The following is a 16,392-nucleotide window of genomic DNA, read 5'->3' as shown; positions in this document are numbered from 1 at the left end:
TCAGGGCGCCACGCATACGGCGCCCATCGGGCCGCTGTTACTGACGACGACGACGCCGTCGACGGTGATCGAGCAACTGGCCTCACCCCAGTCGACAATCATGCGCGGTGACGCCGCAGAGTTGGTGATCGTCACCGAGACACCCCAGGGAAGCTTGATGTCTTGGATCGTCACCAGCTCGGTGCCGGTCCAGTAACTGACCTTCAACCCGAAATGCGGTGGCAGCGGGTCGACGCCCGAGCCCCACGCGCTGTAGGTGACGCTCTTGCCTCCTCGGCCCGAACCGCCCGGGCCTTCTCCGGTGGTGGGCACCGGCGTGGGCGCCTCGGTCGTGGTGGGCACCGGAGGTGCTTCGGTGGTCGTTGGCGTGGTTTCGACACCCGTGCTGGGGTTCGGCGGGGGTGGTGACGGCGGAGGTGGCTCGGTCGTTGTTATCGATGGCAGGGGGACGTCGTTGGGCCCCGTCCAGGTCGTCGATGGGGTGACGGTGACCGTCGTGGGTGTTGCCACCTCGGTTCGACGGGTGATGACCAGAATCGCGGTCAGCGCTATCGCCAGCACCGCCAGGATGCTGACGCCGGCGACTATCCACGGCCACTTCGGAGGTTTCGGATCCTCGGGATAGGGAATCGGCTCGCCGGGTGGCCACGGCTCCTGCGGGTACGCCTGCCAGGCCGGATCCGTCACTGTCCCCCACTCCTTCCCCAGCACTACCGGGTGCAATGTTACGTCGCGTTAAGCTCCTGCAAAATGCACGGTCCCCCTCTAGCGAACAGCGGCGCCCCGTCGAATCATGGTTCTATGTTGATGCATCAGGGCATCGGCCGCGACACGTTCAATGAGATGCCCGACACCAAAGCGGTCCACGCGCTGTACGAGTGCGGTGGCAGCGTGACCTGGGCGCGGAAAATCGCCGCCGCCCGGCCGTTCGCCGATCACGATGCCCTATTCCGATACGCCGACAACGAGCTATTCGCCCTGTCGGAGGAATCACTGGACGAGGTACTGATCGCCTACCCGCCGCTGGGCAGACGTCCGGGAAGTGCGCGTTCACATGCCGAGCAGTGCGCGATCCGCGATGAGACCCCGGGAATGATGGCCGCGTTGCGGGCCGCTGCCCACCGGTACGAGCACCACTTCGGCCACCGCTTCGTCATGCACCTGTGTGGACAGGACGGGGCCTCCGTGCTGCGTGCGATCTCCGACCGCATGCACCACGACGTGGACACCGAGCGCAAGGTGACCCGTAACGAGCTCGCAAAGATCAACCGCACCCGTCTGGAGCGCATGCTCGGCCCCGAGGGCGGTTACGACAACTGGTGAGCTAGCCGCGCACTACGCCGCCAGCGGTATTCGCTGCGGCAGCAACGCCAATACGCGGCGTGCGGCACAACCGATGTCCGTGGTGGGCGACGCCGGGATCAGGGTCACGCCGTCGGCGACACCCGCCAGGTAGATATCGGCGATCAGACCCGCCAGCCCTTCCGGCGTACCCGCATACGACACCGCCGAGGGAACTCGCAGGCTCGCAAAATGCTTACGCGCCGATCGGGAATCGGCCTCGATGTGCACGTAAACATACAGGATGACCGCGGGTGCGTCCTTGCGTGCCGCGCGCAGCGCGTGCCTGGCCCGCTGCGCCTGCTTGAGATCGGCGGCGTTGACGCGTGCGGTAACACCCGTTCCGTTGGTCAGCTCGTGCCAGCCGGCCGCGTCGTCGGTGAAGACCCGAAACGTTTGATGTTGTGTCGCCACAGACGCCACGGTACCCACGAGGCCGCAGTAGATCCATCGTTCAATTCCGGGTGAGCGGATCAGCCCCGATCACACCGACGACTGCTCGGAGATAGGCGGCGTCGGTGCGCGTTCGGTCAGGTTGTCGATGACGCGTTGCACCCTCGGCATGAGCGAGTCGATATCCAATCCGAGCCAGTACGGAATCGGATACATGAAATGTCGATTGAGACCCGGCAGGAGCCTGCTCAAGAAGTAACCCAGCCACGCTTCGGGACGCACCGGAGCCACCGCAAAGTTGTAGCGCGCCGCGCGGACCGTGGCCCGCGCAACCTGCGGGGGACCGATCAACTGATCCAGCACTCTCATCGGGGCAGAGGACTGGAAGGCCCTCATCACGTTGTTCGCACGCTCACGCACATCGTCGGGCAGGTCCACACCGGCCACGGTGGCGTTTACGCCGATGTTGGTGTTGATGAAGCCCGGACATACCGCGGACACCCCGATTCCCTTGGGTCCCAGTTCCATCCGCATACACTCGCTCAACATCTTCACCGCAGCCTTCGAGGCAGAGTAGGCGGGGAAGATCGGCGTCGGAGTGATGGCCCCCGCCGAGGCGATGTTGACGATCTGACCACCCCGACCGCGTTCGGCCATCTGCTTACCAAAGACGCGCCCGCCATATGCGACACCAAAAACGTTGACCCGGAACTGCTTTTCCCAGTGCTCCTGCTCGAGGTCGAAGAAGCGTCCGCCAACCATGATGCCCGCGTTGTTCACCAGCACATCGGGGACACCGTATTCGGCCCGCACCTGATCGGCGAACCGCTCCCAGGCTGCCGGATCTGTGACATCGAGCTGGAACGCGACGGCACGCAGTCCCTTGTTGTGAATGATCTCCGCCGTTTCCTGGGCGGTCGTCAGATCCAGATCCGATGCCACCACCTCCGCACCGCTCTTGGCGAATTGGATGGCAATGGCCCGCCCGATGCCGCTGCCGGCGCCGGTCACCACAACAAGATCTGGTTTACGTGCGGGTAGCAGCCTCATCCCACGACCTCCTTGTTGCGCTTGCGCCTCGATGCCACCTTCACCACGGGCGCCACCGTCTCGCTGCCGTAGCGATAGTTGTCCAACCGGAAGTACTTGTTGTGGAAATACATCTCGCCGAAACCGCCTGGCCGGAACGGCGAGTCACCGTGATTGTCGATGTAGTAGGTGTTGGCGGTCGAACATGCCGGGGAGAGCCACAGGTGATTCTTGTTGCGCTGGTGCATCTTGTCGAAGTAGGCCTGGTGCACGTCCTGCTTGACCTCCGCGGTGGTGGCACCGCGTTTCTTGGTCTCCGCGATGACCCGGGCCGCGTGCGCGGTCGTCGACTCGATCAGCATGTGATACGGCCCGAACACGTATCCGTACGGCCCGAGAACGAGGAAGAAGTTGGGGTACTCGGGAATCGAAACACCCTGGTACGCCTGATAACGACTCTCCTGGAAGAACCGCTTCAAGTCCTTGCCGCCTCGCCCGGCGGTCGGGAAGGCCGGCATGTGATCCCAGATCGCAAATCCGGTGGCACAGATCAATACATCTACTTCATGCTCGACGCCGTCCGCGGTCAGCAGACCTTTCTCGGTGATCCGCTGAATCGGCTCGGTCACCAAGTCCACGTTGGGCCGGTTGAACGTCTTGAGGTAGGTGTTGGAGAACGACGGACGTTTACAACCAAATCCGTAGTAGGGCAGCAGCTTCTCGCGGGTCACCGGATCATCGACCTGTGTACGCATCCAGGAACGAATTCTGTTGGCCATTGCCATCGACGCCGATTCGACATACTTGGAGTCGAGGTTGAAAACAGCGTCCGGGATGTATGCGGTGCCGAGGTTGATCGCGTGTCGAATACCCTTGGCAACACCGGGGAATCCGAACAGTGCCCGCCAGAACGCGTTGTACTTCAAGTCGGGCTTGGGCCCGACATAGATCGGTGTGCGCTGAAAGACGGTGAGATGGCCAACCTCCGGAGCGATCTCGGGAACCAGCTGCAGCGAGGTCGCCCCGGTTCCGATGACCGCCACCCTCTTGCCGGCAAGCTGAACATCCTTGTCCCACAGCGCGGTATGCATCAACACTCCCTGATAGGAATCGATGCCGTCTATTTCCGGGAGCTTGGGTTGCTCAAGCCCGCCTGTCGCGGCGATCACATGCCGAGTGGTGATGACAGTGTCATCGTCCAGGGTAAGAGCCCAGATGTTTTGTGACTCATCAAATTCCTGACGAACGACGCGTGTATTGAAGCGGATCTTGCGGCGCAGGTCATGCTTGTCGACGAGCTCGTTGGCGTACTCCTCAAGTTCATCACCCGGGGTGAAGAACTTCGACCAGGTGGTCTTCTGGTCGTAGGAAAAACTGTAGATAACGGTCGGGATATCAACGGCCACGCCCGGATACTTGTTCGCGTGCCAGGTTCCGCCGGCGGCCCCCCACTTCTCCAAGATCACGAAATCGTGGACTCCCCTTTTGGTGAGCTCAACACCTGCTCCGATACCGCCGAAGCCGGCTCCGATGATCACGACTTCATGGTCGGGAACAACCCGTTCCCGATCGTTCACTTCGCTACCCCGCACACGTGTACTAGTCATTCGACGTCCTTGTCGGTCCGACCCTGTGATGTGTCGGACTGAAAGTATCACATATTATAAGTTACGGATACTGCGATTCGGCGTCAGACCACCAGGAAATCCGGCAGGGGTCGCGGGTCGTCAACGGGCCCCACCTGTCCGTCCCGCTCGACATAGGTCAGGGTCGGGCCATGGCGAACAAGCTGGCCGATCGCATCGACGAGGCGCGTGATGTCACCCGCACTAGTTCCCAGCCCGACGCTTGCGCGTAGCGCCCCACCCGGAGCACCCAATCTGGCCAGTAGCGGATGCGCGCAGAACCTGCCGTCGCGCACTCCGATTCCGTGCTCGGCGGACAGATACGCGGCGGCCACCGACGGCGTGTATCCGGCGACCGTGAAGGACACAATGCCCAGCACGTCTCGACCGCCATCCCAGATACGAAGGGTGTCAACGCCTTCGATCGCCTCGAGCCCCTCTCGGAGTTGAACGGTGAGCGCCCCCTCGAGGCGGCTTATCTCTCCCAGCGCGGCCAATGCCTCACATGCCGCCGCCACGGCGGCAACGCCGACCACATTGGGAGTGCCCGCCTCATGCCGCTGCGGTCCGACGAGCCACTCGGCCCCATCGATACCGACATTGCGCACCGCACCCCCGCCTGCCAGATAGGGTCGCGCGGCGTCGAGCCAGTCACTTTGTCCGACAAGGACTCCGGCACCAAACGGGGCATACAGCTTGTGCCCGGAGAACGCGAGGTAGTCGATTCCGGTTGCCGCCAGGTCGACGCGACGATGTGGAACCAACTGCGCACCGTCAACGGCGATCCTCGCGCCGTGCCGGTGGGCAACGGCAGCGAGTTCAGCCAATGGCAGCACCTCGCCGGTGACATTCGATGCGCCGGCAACGGCCAGCAGCGCGGCGGGCCTCCGGGCGAGTTCCTCATCCAGCGCAGCGACGGTGTCCGCGACGGTGGCTCGATGCGCTACCACTCGGGCGCCATATCGCTGCCAGGTCAACAGGTTTGCATGATGTTCGATATCAAGCACCACCACATTTGGGTGCCTCCGGCCTTCAGACTCCGCCGCACAGGGCACCGCCGAAGCGAGCAGATTGAGAGAGTCGGTGGTGTTGCGGGTAAAGATCACATGGTGGTCGGGGGCTGCCCCCACGAAACGCCCCACCGTTTCCCGGGTGCCCTCATACACCGCGGTGCACACGCGCGAGGCGTATCCGGCGCCGCGGTGGACGCTGGCGTAGTACGGGAGCAACTCGTTGACGCGGTCCGCGACATCGCCGAGCGCGGGTGCGCTCGCCGCGTAGTCGAAATTGGCGTATCTGATCCAACCACCTTGTGCCAGAGGAACTTTGATATCTGCTCCGACGACACGCGCGACCGGTCGCTCAGATCCAGATTGTGTGGACACTGACATGTGACATCCCATCTCACCGGACCCGCCCGGCGAGTCCACGCTTGCCACACTCGGTTGAGCGCGGCCAGGTCGTCACCTGGAGCACCCCACCGTGGAGGAGGGTTGCCGACCAGCTAGCCAGGGCTTGTCGCTGGTTCTCATGACCTGAGGGCAGTGTGCCCACCGGCCGCGGCCATCGTCAAGCGCATTGCGCAGGGTGATTTCAAATGCGCGGTGTCACATCGCCGACGTCACGTCGTGATCCGGCCCGATTTTCCGATCCCCGCGCAGTAGGGCACACTGACTGGTGGAGGGGAGTATTCCTTTCGCTGCGGTGTCGTCATCACATCGGCCATTGTCGGACCGGTCGGTGCCGCGGGCCGGTCACGTATCGGCGGAAGAGACCTCCGGCGTTTTGGCGACCGGAGGTTATTCAATGCAGGTATCCCAGCTCGAGTGGATCATCACGCTGGCCGTCACGGTCGCGATCTTGTTGGTCGACGTCGTCGTAATCGGTAGGCGCCCCCATGAGCCCTCCGTTCGCGAGACCGCCACCGCCCTGAGCATCTACATAGGGCTCGCGGTGGCATTCGGTCTGTGGGTGTGGTTCTTCCACGGCAGCCAGTTCGGGCTGGAGTTCTTCGCGGGCTGGCTCACCGAGTACAGCCTGTCGGTGGACAACCTGTTCATCTTCCTGATCATCATGGCCAGCTTCAAAGTTCCCCGTGTCTATCAGCAGGAGGCGCTGCTGATCGGCATCATCCTGGCGCTGATCTTCCGCGGCATCTTCATCGCGCTGGGCGCGGTGGCCATCGAGCAGTTCTCCTGGATCTTCTACCTTTTCGGCGCGTTCCTGGTGTACACCGCCATCAACCTGGCCCGGGACACCGAGCACGACGACGACGCCGATAACGCCGTGGTGCAGTTCGCCCGCAAGCACCTGCGGACCACCGACACATGGGACGGTCTGCGACTGTGGGTCCGGGAAAACGGCACGCGACTGATGACGCCGATGTTCCTGGTGATCGTCGCCCTCGGCACCACCGATCTTCTCTTCGCCCTCGACTCGATCCCCGCGATCTACGGGCTCACCAAGGAGCCCTATCTGGTGTTCACGGCCAACGTGTTCGCCCTCATGGGTCTGCGTCAGCTGTACTTCCTGCTCGGCGACATGCTCAAGCGTCTGGTGTACCTGTCGCAGGGACTGGCCTTCATCCTGCTCTTCATCGGCGTCAAACTGATCCTGCACGCGCTACACGAGAACGAGCTGCCCTTCATCAACGGCGGCGAGCCGGTGCACGTGCCCGAGATCCCCACGCTGGCAAGCCTTGCTGTGATCATCGTGACGCTGCTCATCACCACCGTCGCCAGCCTGTACAAGACCCGGCGTACTGCCAAAGAAAGCTAGGGCCCAACGCCTGAGTGATGGACGGCGCGGTCCACCGTGGCAAACTTGGCGGCGATGGGCTCACCGTGCCCGCGGGAGCGCTTCCGCGCGGCGGCGAGCCCAGCTGCAGCCGGACCGATAGGCTCGCTGCGGTACCCCTCCAGGCCCATAGATCCGACGCGGAAATCAACGAGGAGCAGCGTGACCGGCCCCGACGAGTCACCCACTAACCGCGCGGGCGACGAGGCCCCCGAGCCCGCCGTTCAGGAAGCCCCGGCTCACCCGGTGCCCCCGCAGTATCTGCTCGGTCGGTCGGCCCCTCCGGCCCGGACGCTGATCGACATCCTCTACTCAACCGCTGCGGAGCACCCCGATGCTCCCGCCATCGATGACGGCACCATCCAGCTCACGTACTCCGAGCTGATCGTCGACGTCGAGGCCAGTGTCGAATGGCTCGGGACCCGGGGAATCGGGCGCGGTGATCGCGTCGGTATCCGGATGCCCTCCGGCAGCTACTCGCTCTATGTGGCGATCCTGGCCACGCTGGCCGCAGGCGCCGCGTACGTTCCGGTGGACGCCGACGATCCGGACGAACGTGCCGCGCTGGTTTTCGGCGAGGCACAAGTGGCCGCGGTGATCACCCCCGACGGACTCGTTCGTGGACCCGGATCGTCACGGGGCTGGCGCGCCACCAAACCCACACCGCGCGACGACGCCTGGATCATCTTCACCTCGGGGTCCACCGGCACCCCCAAGGGTGTGGCGGTGACACATCGCAACGCGGCAGCCTTCGTCGACGCGGAAGCGCAGATGTTCTTGCCGGACAATCCGATTGGTCCGGATGATCGGGTACTCGCCGGGCTCTCCGTGGCCTTCGACGCCTCCTGCGAGGAAATGTGGCTCGCATGGCGCTACGGCGCCTGCCTGGTACCCGCGCCGCGTTCGCTGGTCCGCAGTGGCATGGATCTGGGCCCGTGGCTGGTGTCCCGCGATGTCACCGTGGTGTCAACGGTGCCCACCCTGGCCGCATTGTGGCCGGCCGAAGCGCTGGAGGCGGTGCGGCTGCTGATTTTCGGCGGCGAGGCCTGCCCACCGGATCTGGCCGAGCGGCTGGCCACCGGTGAGGACGGCGCCGCACGCGAAGTGTGGAACACCTACGGCCCCACCGAGGCGACCGTGGTGGCCTGCGCCGCACGGCTCGACGGAGTGAGCCCCGTCAGCATCGGGTTACCTCTTCCGGGTTGGGATCTGGCCGTTGTCGATCCGAAGGGCAACCAAGTCGGCTACGGCGAGGTCGGTGAACTCGTCATTGGTGGCGTCGGCCTGGCCAAATATCTCGATCCCGAAAAGGACGCCGAAAAGTACGCTCCGCTCCAGACTCTGGGGTGGTCGCGGGCCTATCGCAGCGGTGATCTCGTGCGCCTGGAGCCCGACGGTCTGTACTTCCAGGGCCGTGCCGACGACCAGGTGAAGGTCGGCGGCCGCCGTATCGAACTCGGTGAGGTGGATGCGGCACTGGTCAATCTGCCCGGCGTGAGTGGTGGCGCTGCCGCGGTACGCAAAACCGCCAGCGGCACCCCGCTGTTGGTCGGATACATCGCCAGCGCCGATCCCAACTTCGATATCGCCGCGGCCCGTGCCAGCCTGGCCGAATCACTTCCCGCCGCGCTGGTGCCGCGACTGGTCAAACTTGACGAGCTGCCCACGCGCACATCGGGGAAGGTCGATCGCAACGCACTGCCCTGGCCACCGCCGGGCGCGGATACCGACGACGACGCAACCGAACTGGGCGGCACCATGGGCTGGCTTGCCGGACTGTGGCGCGACATCCTGGCCGCCTCGGTCGACGGGCCCGAAGCCGATTTCTTCGCTCTCGGCGGCGGATCTCTGTCGGCCGCACAGCTGGTCGCGGCGTTGCGGCAGCGCTATCCACAGGTGACCGTTGCGAACCTGTACGACCAGCCGCGACTCGGATCACTGGCCACTTATCTGGATGAACTCGCCCCGCCGATCGAGGTCGAACCCCGGATCGTGAAGCCGGTGCCTCGGCTCACCGAGCTGGCGCAGTTGGTGGCGACCATTCCGTTGACCACCCTCACCGGCCTGCAATGGGCGACGTGGCTCGCCCTGGCCAACAACGTGTTCGCAACATTCAGCAATGTGCCCTGGCTGGTCACGGTCAACTGGTGGGTGCTGCTGGCAGCCTTCCTGCTCTTCATCACTCCCCTGGGTCGCATGAGTATCACCGTCATCGGGGCGCGACTACTGCTCTCTGGGGTCAAGCCGGGGACGTACGAGCGCGGCGGAAGCGAGCACCTGCGAGTCTGGATCGCCGATCGCCTCGCCACCGCAAGTGGTGCCGAAAACCTTTCCGGCGCACCGTGGATGGTGTACTACGCCAGGGCTCTGGGCGCTCGGGTAGGCAATGGGGTCGACCTGCATTCGTCACCGCCGGTGACGGGCTGGCTGGAACTCGGCGACCGCAGTTCCGTCGAACCCGAGGTCGATTTGTCCGGGCATTGGGTTGACGGCGACAAGTTCCATGTCGGACCCATCGTCATCGGCGAGGATGCCACTGTCGGGGCCCGCACCACCCTGTTGCCGGGCGCGGTCATCGGCAAGAACGCTGATGTGGCACCGGCTTCCGGTGTCGTCGGCAGAGTCAAGAACGGCCAATACTGGAAGGGCTCACCGGCCGTGAAGTCGGGCAAGGCGCGCCATCCCTGGCCTGATTACCGTCCGCCCCGCGCCGGCCAATGGGTACCCATCTACGGAGTGACGTCGATTCTGCTGGGCGGACTGCCCCTACTTGCCCTGGCCGCCGGGCTAGGTGTGGTGGCCTTCGGCATCAGGAATACGGCAACGATCTGCCAGGCCGTGGTTCCCGCACTCATCTGGACGCCGGGCGCAGCGCTGGTCAGCGTCGTCGTGTACGCCGCCATCACCGTCGTGTTGGTACGGCTGCTGTCGATCGGGGTGCACGAGGGGTATCACCCCGTCCGCAGCCGACAGGGCTGGCAACTGTGGGCCACCGAACGCCTCATGGACGCGGCCCGTAACTATCTGTTCCCCATCTACGCCAGCCAACTGACCCCATGGTGGCTGCGCATCCTGGGCGCGAAAATCGGCAAGGACACCGAGATTTCGACGGCCCTGCTGGTCCCTAAGTTCACCGAGGTCGACGACGGTGCGTTTCTCGCCGACGACACCATGGTCGCGTCGTACGAGTTGGGTGGCGGCTGGATCCACATCGCCAAGGCCCGAATCGGCAAGCGCGCATTCCTGGGGAACTCGGGGATTACCCAACCGGGCCGCAAGGTACCCAATGACGCACTGGTCGCCGTGCTGTCCGCCACTCCACACAAGGCGAAGTCGGGCTCGTCGTGGATCGGTAGTCCGCCAAAGCGGTTGCGACGAAAGGCCGATGGTGCGGACTCCGCGCTTACTTTCGAACCGCCGTTCCGCCTCAAGGTGATGCGGGGAATCGTGGAGACCTGCCGCATCATCCCGATCATCGTGACGTTCGGGATCGGTGTCGGGGTACTTCTGAGCCTGCAGACGATCGCCATCCGGTTCAACTTCTGGGTTGCCGGCGCACTGAGCGGTGCGGTGCTGCTGGTCGCGGGCGCCGTGGCTGGTGTGGTGAGCGTCGTGGCCAAGTGGGTCGTGGTCGGGCGCACCAAGGCCGTGGAAAAGCCGCTCTGGTCCTCGTTCGTCTGGCGTAACGAGGTCGCCGACACCTTCGTGGAAACCGTTGCCGCCGTGTGGTTCGCACGTGCCGCGTCGGGAACGGTGATGCAGAACTGGTGGCTACGCGGCCTGGGCGCCAAGATCGGCCGCGGAGTGTGGTGCGAGACGTACTGGCTGCCCGAGGCCGATCTGGTGACCCTGGGACGGGGGGCTACCGTGAACCGCGGCTGCGTGGTACAGACGCATCTCTTCCACGACCGGATCATGCGGATGGACACTGTGACCCTCGGTGAGGGGGCCACCCTCGGCCCGCACTGCGTGGCGCTTCCCGCCGCCGAGCTGGGCGCCGGCGCCACCGTCGGTCCGGCATCACTGGTTGTCCGCGGTGACGTCGTACCCCCGTCAACCAGGTGGCAGGGCAACCCCATTTCTCCATGGGGCAAACTGGATCCGATGGCACCGAAGAAACCCAAGGGCGGCAAGGTTTCCCCAAACAAGAATTCCGGGGCCGCATGACCAAACCAGGCAAGAAGGCGGCCAAGCGGCTACCCCCACGGCCTCCCGTCATCGATCCCTATCTGCCACAAAACGGCAACTACGGATATCGGGTGTCACGCTACGAGCTGGAGCTGGAATACAAGGTCGCCATCAACCGGCTGACCGGCACCGCGACGATCACGGCGGTCACCCTTGCCACCCTCAAAGAATTCACCCTCGACCTCGCCGATGCCCTCGGCGTCTCAAAGGTGACCGTGAACGGCAGGCGTCCAGAACATTTCGGGCATCGCGCCGGAAAGATCACCATCAAGCTGGTGACCGCCATCCCGGCGGGTGCTGCCATGACCATCGTCATTCGGTACGGCGGATCACCTCGGGCCATCAACAGCATGTGGGGCGACGTCGGGTTCGAGGAGCTGTCCAACGGGGTGCTGGTGGCTGGACAGCCTAACGGCGCGGCGTCCTGGTTCCCCTGTGACGACCATCCCAGTTCCAAGGCGAGCTATCGGTTCGTCATCAGCAGCGACAGTCCGTACTGCGTTGTCTCCAACGGGGAGTTGGTATCCCGACGAGTCCGGGCCGCGCACACAACCTGGACATACGAGCAGCCCGAGCCGATGGCGCCGTATTTGGCGACACTACAGATCGGCGACTACCAGACGATCAAGCTCGCGAAGAACCCGATCTCGATGAATGCCGCGCTGCCCTCACGGCTGCGTGAACGGTTCGAGCATGATTTCGGCCGACAGCCCCAGATGATGAAGCTGTTCATCAAACAGTTCGGTCCTTACCCGTTCGCGGCCGGGTACACCGTGGTGGTCACCGACGATGATCTCGACATTCCCCTGGAGGCGCAAGGGATTTCGGTGTTCGGGGCAAACCATTGTGACGGCGAGCGGCACTCCGAGCGCCTGGTGGCGCACGAGTTGGCGCATCAGTGGTTCGGCAACAGCGTTACTGCCCGCCGCTGGCGCGATATCTGGCTCCACGAAGGGTTTGCCTGTTACGCCGAATGGCTCTGGTCCGAGGAGTCCGGGGGGCCGTCCGCCGATGCCCGCGCCCGCCATTACCACCAAAAACTGAAGGATCTACCCCAAGATTTAGTTCTGGCCGATCCCGGCCCACAGCTGATGTTCGATGATCGCGTATACAAACGTGGAGCACTGACGTTGCACGCGTTGCGATTACGGATCGGAGACACAAAATTCTTTGCGCTGCTGCAGGACTGGACCACCCGTTACCGACACAGCACCGTCATCACCGACGACTTCACCGGCCTAGCGGCAGCCTACTCGGACGAATCACTGCGGCCACTGTGGACAGCGTGGCTATACGAGAAGCAGCTCCCGCCCTTGGACCGGAAGTGACCGACGCCGGCCCCAGCACCCGCTCCAGCGTCGCACGGATTGGCGTGGCCACGGCTATCAGCGCTATCTGCGGCTACACGGTGCTATATCTTGCTGCGCGCGAGCTGGGCCCCTCCTTGTTTTCGGTGTTCGGAGTCTTCTGGGGCGCATTCGGTTTGGTGACCGGCGCCGCGAACGGGCTGCTACAGGAGACCACTCGCGAAGTGCGGCTATCACTGGCGCAGCGCGAACGTTCTCCGCTGGACACCACCCTGCCGATCAGGATCGCCTTCGCCTTCGCCATCGCGTCCGCCGTGGGGGTCGTCGGCACCGCACCACTGTGGGCATCGCATGTGTTCACCGAGTTCCGTTGGCTCAGTGTGGCATTGCTTGCCGGCGGACTCGCCGGATTCTGCATGCACGCGACCACCCTGGGTGCCCTGGCGGGGTCGAGCCGCTGGACTCAGTACGGCGTTCTCATGGTGACCGATGCCGGAATCCGCCTGGTGGTAGCGGTTGTCACGTTCGTGGCCACCCTCGGTCTCATCGGGTATCTCTGGGCGACGGTGGCCGGATCGATGTCGTGGTTACTACTCACCGTGATCTCCAAACCGACCAGGGAGGCGCTTAAGGTACCCGCACTGGTCGACACCATGGAATTCCTGCGCGGGGCCCGGCATTCGATCGCCGCGGCCGCCGCCAGTGCGGTGTTGGTGATGGGTTTCCCCGTGCTATTGCAGTCGACCGCAGGCGATCTGGGCCCCACCGGTGGGGTGGTGATCCTGGCCGTCACACTGACCCGCGCACCGCTACTGGTGCCGCTGACGGCACTGCAGGGCAACCTCATCGCCCACTTCGTCGATGAGCGGGACCGACGCCTCACCGCACTCATCACCCCGGCCGTCATCATCATCGGCGTCGGAGCGGTGGGTATTGCACTCGCGGCATCCGTCGGCCCGTGGCTACTGCGGACGGTGTTCGATCCGGCGTATCAGGCGGGCGGCCCGCTCCTGGGCTGGCTTACCGCCGGCGCGGTGATGATCGCACTGTTGACGTTGACCGGGGCTGCCACCGTGGCACATGCCCGGCACCTAGCCTATTCGGCGGGATGGGTTGGCGCGACAGTGGTCTCGGCGCTGCTGTTGCTGTTGCCTCTGGAGCTGGAAGAGCGGACGGTGATCGCATTGATCGGCGGGCCCGTCGTCGGAATCGTCGTGCATCTGGCCGCGCTCGCATTCTGGCGAGACCCGAACACCGACGAAGAGATCATCGACTGAACAGCCCCGTCAGATCCCGGCGGCGTGCTCCAATTCCCCCAGCGCAGCCTCGAGACCGTCGGCCATCTCGTCGATATCAGCGGCCACCTCCGGTGTGGTGACGAACCCGAAATCCAGATGCTCCAGATAGGAAAAGCAGGTGATGTTGAGGGCCACGTCCATGACGGGCGGGCCCAGTGGAATCAACGACTCCAGTCGGGCGCCGGCCATATACAGCGGGAACGACGGACCCGGGACGTTGGACAACACCAGGTTGATGGGCGCCAGATTCCGGGATAGCCCGCTGGCGGTGTAAGCCCGCGCGGCCAGCTGCAGCAGCCCGGGCGGCGTCGTGTCCGTCAACCCCATGATCTGGTGGGCCGACATCGCCCGCGCCATTTCCTTGGCGCCCTGTGTCCCCTCGTAGATGGCCCTGATCCGCTCGGCCGGGTCATCGATATCGGTCGCCAGCGTCACGGTCATCGAACTGATCTGATTGCCCACCTCACCATCGGTTTCCTCGGTGCGCACCGACACCGGAATCTGCACGATCAATGGCTTGTCCGGCAGCTCGTCACGCTTGACCAGATAGTTGCGAACCGCGCCGGCAACGATGGCCACCACCACATCGTTGACCTTGACCCCGAACGCGTCCTTGAGCGCCTTGACCCGCGCCAATTCGAGGCGTGCCCCGGAGACCCGGCGATGCGGTGACACCGGCGCATTGAACCGGGTGTGCGGCGCCTCGAAGTATCCGGGAGATTTGCGTTCCATACCGAAAACCGCCAGCTGCTGGCGGAGCGTCTGCTGAACCAGCCGGACCACCCGATAGGGCGTCTTGACACCCACGTTGACCAGGGCGCTCAGCAAGATGCGCTCGCGACTGGGCAGGCCCAGCCCGACCAACGATCCCACGGTGTCGTCCGGCGCCGGTCGCGGCTCCGGCGCGATATCAAGCAGAATCTCGCCCAAACCCGCGCCCGAGACGCCATCGACGATGGCGTGATGCATCTTGGTCAGCGTGGCAACGCGGCCGCCCTCAACCCCTTCGATGACCCAGAGCTCCCACAGTGGCCGCGACCGGTCGAGCTTGTACGACATCAGCCTGCCGACCAGTTCTTCGAGCTCCTTGCGGCCGCCGGGGGCGGGGACGCCGATGCGGCGGATGTGGAAATCAGGATCGAGTTCCTCGTCCTCCACGAACCACGGCCGGTCCAAACCCAGCGGGACATCGGTGACCCGCCATCGCAACTGCGGCATCGACGGCAGCCGCTCCACGATGAGACCGCGCACCCGCTCGAAGCTGTAATCGGGGGCATCACTGGGGTCGAAGATCGACAGTCCCCCGATGTGCATATGCCAACCCGACGTTTCGGCGTGCCAGAACGCCGCATCTACCCCAGATAGCCGCTGCATCCGGACAACTTAACCTCGCGAAGCGGGCCATCCGACGGAATCGGCCGGATGGGTACAAGTCCGCGACACACAGCTCCAGCTGATACCTTCGAAAAGACCCCATGATTGGCTGCGCATCACATAGTGCAGATAGAACGCAGTAGGCCACGATGCCTATTTGCAGCACTGGATAACCGATGTTGGCACCAGTAGTGACAGTATCCGGGCACAATGAACCGCGCGGAAGGCGAGGCATTACCCGAAGGCCGGTCCGGAATGGCTAGGCCTTGAACCGAAAAACCATCTGTGCCAAATCTCTAACGATTAATGCTGTCAGGCCATTGCACATAATCAATGCGGCCGTGCGAGAGCCTTAGGTGGTGATGTTGAGTCCGCCGTCGAGAGTTCTTACATCATTCTCAAGCGCACCCGCTTGCGCAGCGGTCGTGGTCACGCTCAGCAGAACAACGAAATTCTGCTCTTCGACGGATACCATCACATAGCGATTCAAGACTTGCAAAGACTGTCCCGACTCGTTTTCGAATGTACCCTCGATCACGGCGGACGGACGGTCCTTGTAATCAGCCATCGAAGCGCTCTTCTGTTTAAAATTCTTGAACCGTTGCGTGTCTACATAGCCGCGACGGATCACCTCCCGCGCGTCCAGCTTGCCGACGAGCTTATGGATAATTACGACTGCATTCGGCGCAAATCCATCATCGATCGCACCCGTGTCGGTGATAACCAAGTACGTGTTCGGGATCTGGAAGTTCATGTTCACAAGCCAACCCACAGGTTGCTGCACGCCAATTTTGACAACCTTCAGCGTTTCTTGAGTCTGCGGCTCGACCCTGACTCCTTGATTTTTCAAGTATTCGTCCAATGTCACATCGGTCGCAGGAGAAACAAGGGTGGAATCCATTTCTACAGAATTCTTCTGAGTGCCGCACCCCCCCACGAAGAGTCCCAGCACTACGACCAGGGCAGCTGTAAATCGCACAGTACTCACGAGAGCTCCTTCAAAAATAGTTCTTGAATCGGGAAATAGGACTCACGCTGCTT

12 protein-coding genes and 1 riboswitch are annotated in these 16,392 nt (G+C 63.6%); of the genes, 5 read left to right on the top strand and 7 right to left on the bottom strand.

The window, feature by feature from the left end:
• Positions 1 to 687 carry a hypothetical protein gene (locus tag MSTE_RS02340; protein WP_096505345.1) on the bottom strand — a complete coding sequence of 229 codons (687 nt, stop codon included), beginning with the start codon at positions 685 to 687 and terminating at the stop codon, positions 1 to 3.
• Positions 688 to 801: 114 nt separating this feature from the next.
• Here MSTE_RS02340 and MSTE_RS02335 point away from each other — a divergent pair, with 114 nt between their 5' ends.
• The gene (locus MSTE_RS02335) at positions 802 to 1,323 is read left to right on the top strand and encodes a 2-oxo-4-hydroxy-4-carboxy-5-ureidoimidazoline decarboxylase (protein WP_030095842.1); all 522 of its coding nucleotides are present in this window, start codon (positions 802 to 804) and stop codon (positions 1,321 to 1,323) included.
• A 12-nt stretch (positions 1,324 to 1,335) separates the two neighbouring features.
• On the opposite strand, the gene MSTE_RS02330 is transcribed toward MSTE_RS02335, so the two are convergent.
• The 4 genes from MSTE_RS02330 to MSTE_RS02315 all read right to left on the bottom strand — a co-directional run bounded on the left by MSTE_RS02330 (position 1,336) and on the right by MSTE_RS02315 (position 5,779).
• Positions 1,336 to 1,773 carry a hypothetical protein gene (locus MSTE_RS02330; RefSeq protein ID WP_193442052.1) on the bottom strand — a complete coding sequence of 146 codons (438 nt, stop codon included), beginning with the start codon at positions 1,771 to 1,773 and terminating at the stop codon, positions 1,336 to 1,338.
• Between the two features lie 51 nt (positions 1,774 to 1,824).
• Entirely contained in the window at positions 1,825 to 2,784 is a 960-nt protein-coding gene (locus MSTE_RS02325; RefSeq protein ID WP_096498657.1) for an SDR family NAD(P)-dependent oxidoreductase, read from the bottom strand.
• Entirely contained in the window at positions 2,781 to 4,370 is a 1,590-nt protein-coding gene (locus MSTE_RS02320; RefSeq protein ID WP_096498655.1) for a flavin-containing monooxygenase, read from the bottom strand. The genes MSTE_RS02325 and MSTE_RS02320 overlap by 4 nt, the downstream gene beginning before the upstream one ends.
• 83 nt (positions 4,371 to 4,453) lie before the next feature.
• Entirely contained in the window at positions 4,454 to 5,779 is a 1,326-nt protein-coding gene (locus MSTE_RS02315) for an aminotransferase class V-fold PLP-dependent enzyme (protein ID WP_096505341.1), read from the bottom strand.
• A 32-nt stretch (positions 5,780 to 5,811) separates the two neighbouring features.
• Positions 5,812 to 5,924: riboswitch (SAM riboswitch) on the bottom strand.
• Positions 5,925 to 6,194: 270 nt separating this feature from the next.
• Between MSTE_RS02315 and MSTE_RS02310 the strand changes: the two genes are divergently transcribed.
• From MSTE_RS02310 to MSTE_RS02290, 4 genes are all read left to right on the top strand, one after another.
• Positions 6,195 to 7,166: a TerC family protein gene (locus MSTE_RS02310; protein ID WP_096498653.1), complete on the top strand. Its 972-nt coding sequence runs from the start codon at positions 6,195 to 6,197 to the stop codon at positions 7,164 to 7,166.
• Positions 7,167 to 7,346: 180 nt separating this feature from the next.
• The gene (locus MSTE_RS02300) at positions 7,347 to 11,351 is read left to right on the top strand and encodes a Pls/PosA family non-ribosomal peptide synthetase (RefSeq protein WP_096498649.1); all 4,005 of its coding nucleotides are present in this window, start codon (positions 7,347 to 7,349) and stop codon (positions 11,349 to 11,351) included.
• On the top strand, positions 11,348 to 12,700 hold the full coding sequence (locus tag MSTE_RS02295; protein WP_096498647.1) for a M1 family metallopeptidase: 1,353 nt from the start codon (positions 11,348 to 11,350) through the stop codon (positions 12,698 to 12,700). Before MSTE_RS02300 ends, MSTE_RS02295 begins: the two co-directional genes overlap by 4 nt.
• Positions 12,697 to 13,956, top strand: coding sequence for a polysaccharide biosynthesis protein (locus tag MSTE_RS02290; protein ID WP_096498645.1), 1,260 nt, complete (start codon positions 12,697 to 12,699; stop codon positions 13,954 to 13,956). The genes MSTE_RS02295 and MSTE_RS02290 overlap by 4 nt, the downstream gene beginning before the upstream one ends.
• Positions 13,957 to 13,965: 9 nt before the next feature.
• Here the strand turns inward: MSTE_RS02290 and MSTE_RS02285 are convergent, their stop codons facing one another.
• A complete protein-coding gene (locus MSTE_RS02285) occupies positions 13,966 to 15,351 on the bottom strand; it encodes a WS/DGAT/MGAT family O-acyltransferase (protein WP_096498643.1) in 1,386 nt (461 codons plus the stop codon).
• A 352-nt stretch (positions 15,352 to 15,703) separates the two neighbouring features.
• Positions 15,704 to 16,339: an LpqN/LpqT family lipoprotein gene (locus MSTE_RS02280; protein ID WP_157997612.1), complete on the bottom strand. Its 636-nt coding sequence runs from the start codon at positions 16,337 to 16,339 to the stop codon at positions 15,704 to 15,706.
• Positions 16,340 to 16,392: the final 53 nt, after the last annotated feature.

Origin of the sequence: [Mycobacterium] stephanolepidis (assembly GCF_002356335.1) — a bacterium.
Lineage (GTDB): Bacteria > Actinomycetota > Actinomycetes > Mycobacteriales > Mycobacteriaceae > Mycobacterium > Mycobacterium stephanolepidis.
The sequence above is the reverse complement of the archived record's forward strand: the minus strand, read 5'-3'. Positions and strand labels throughout refer to the sequence as shown.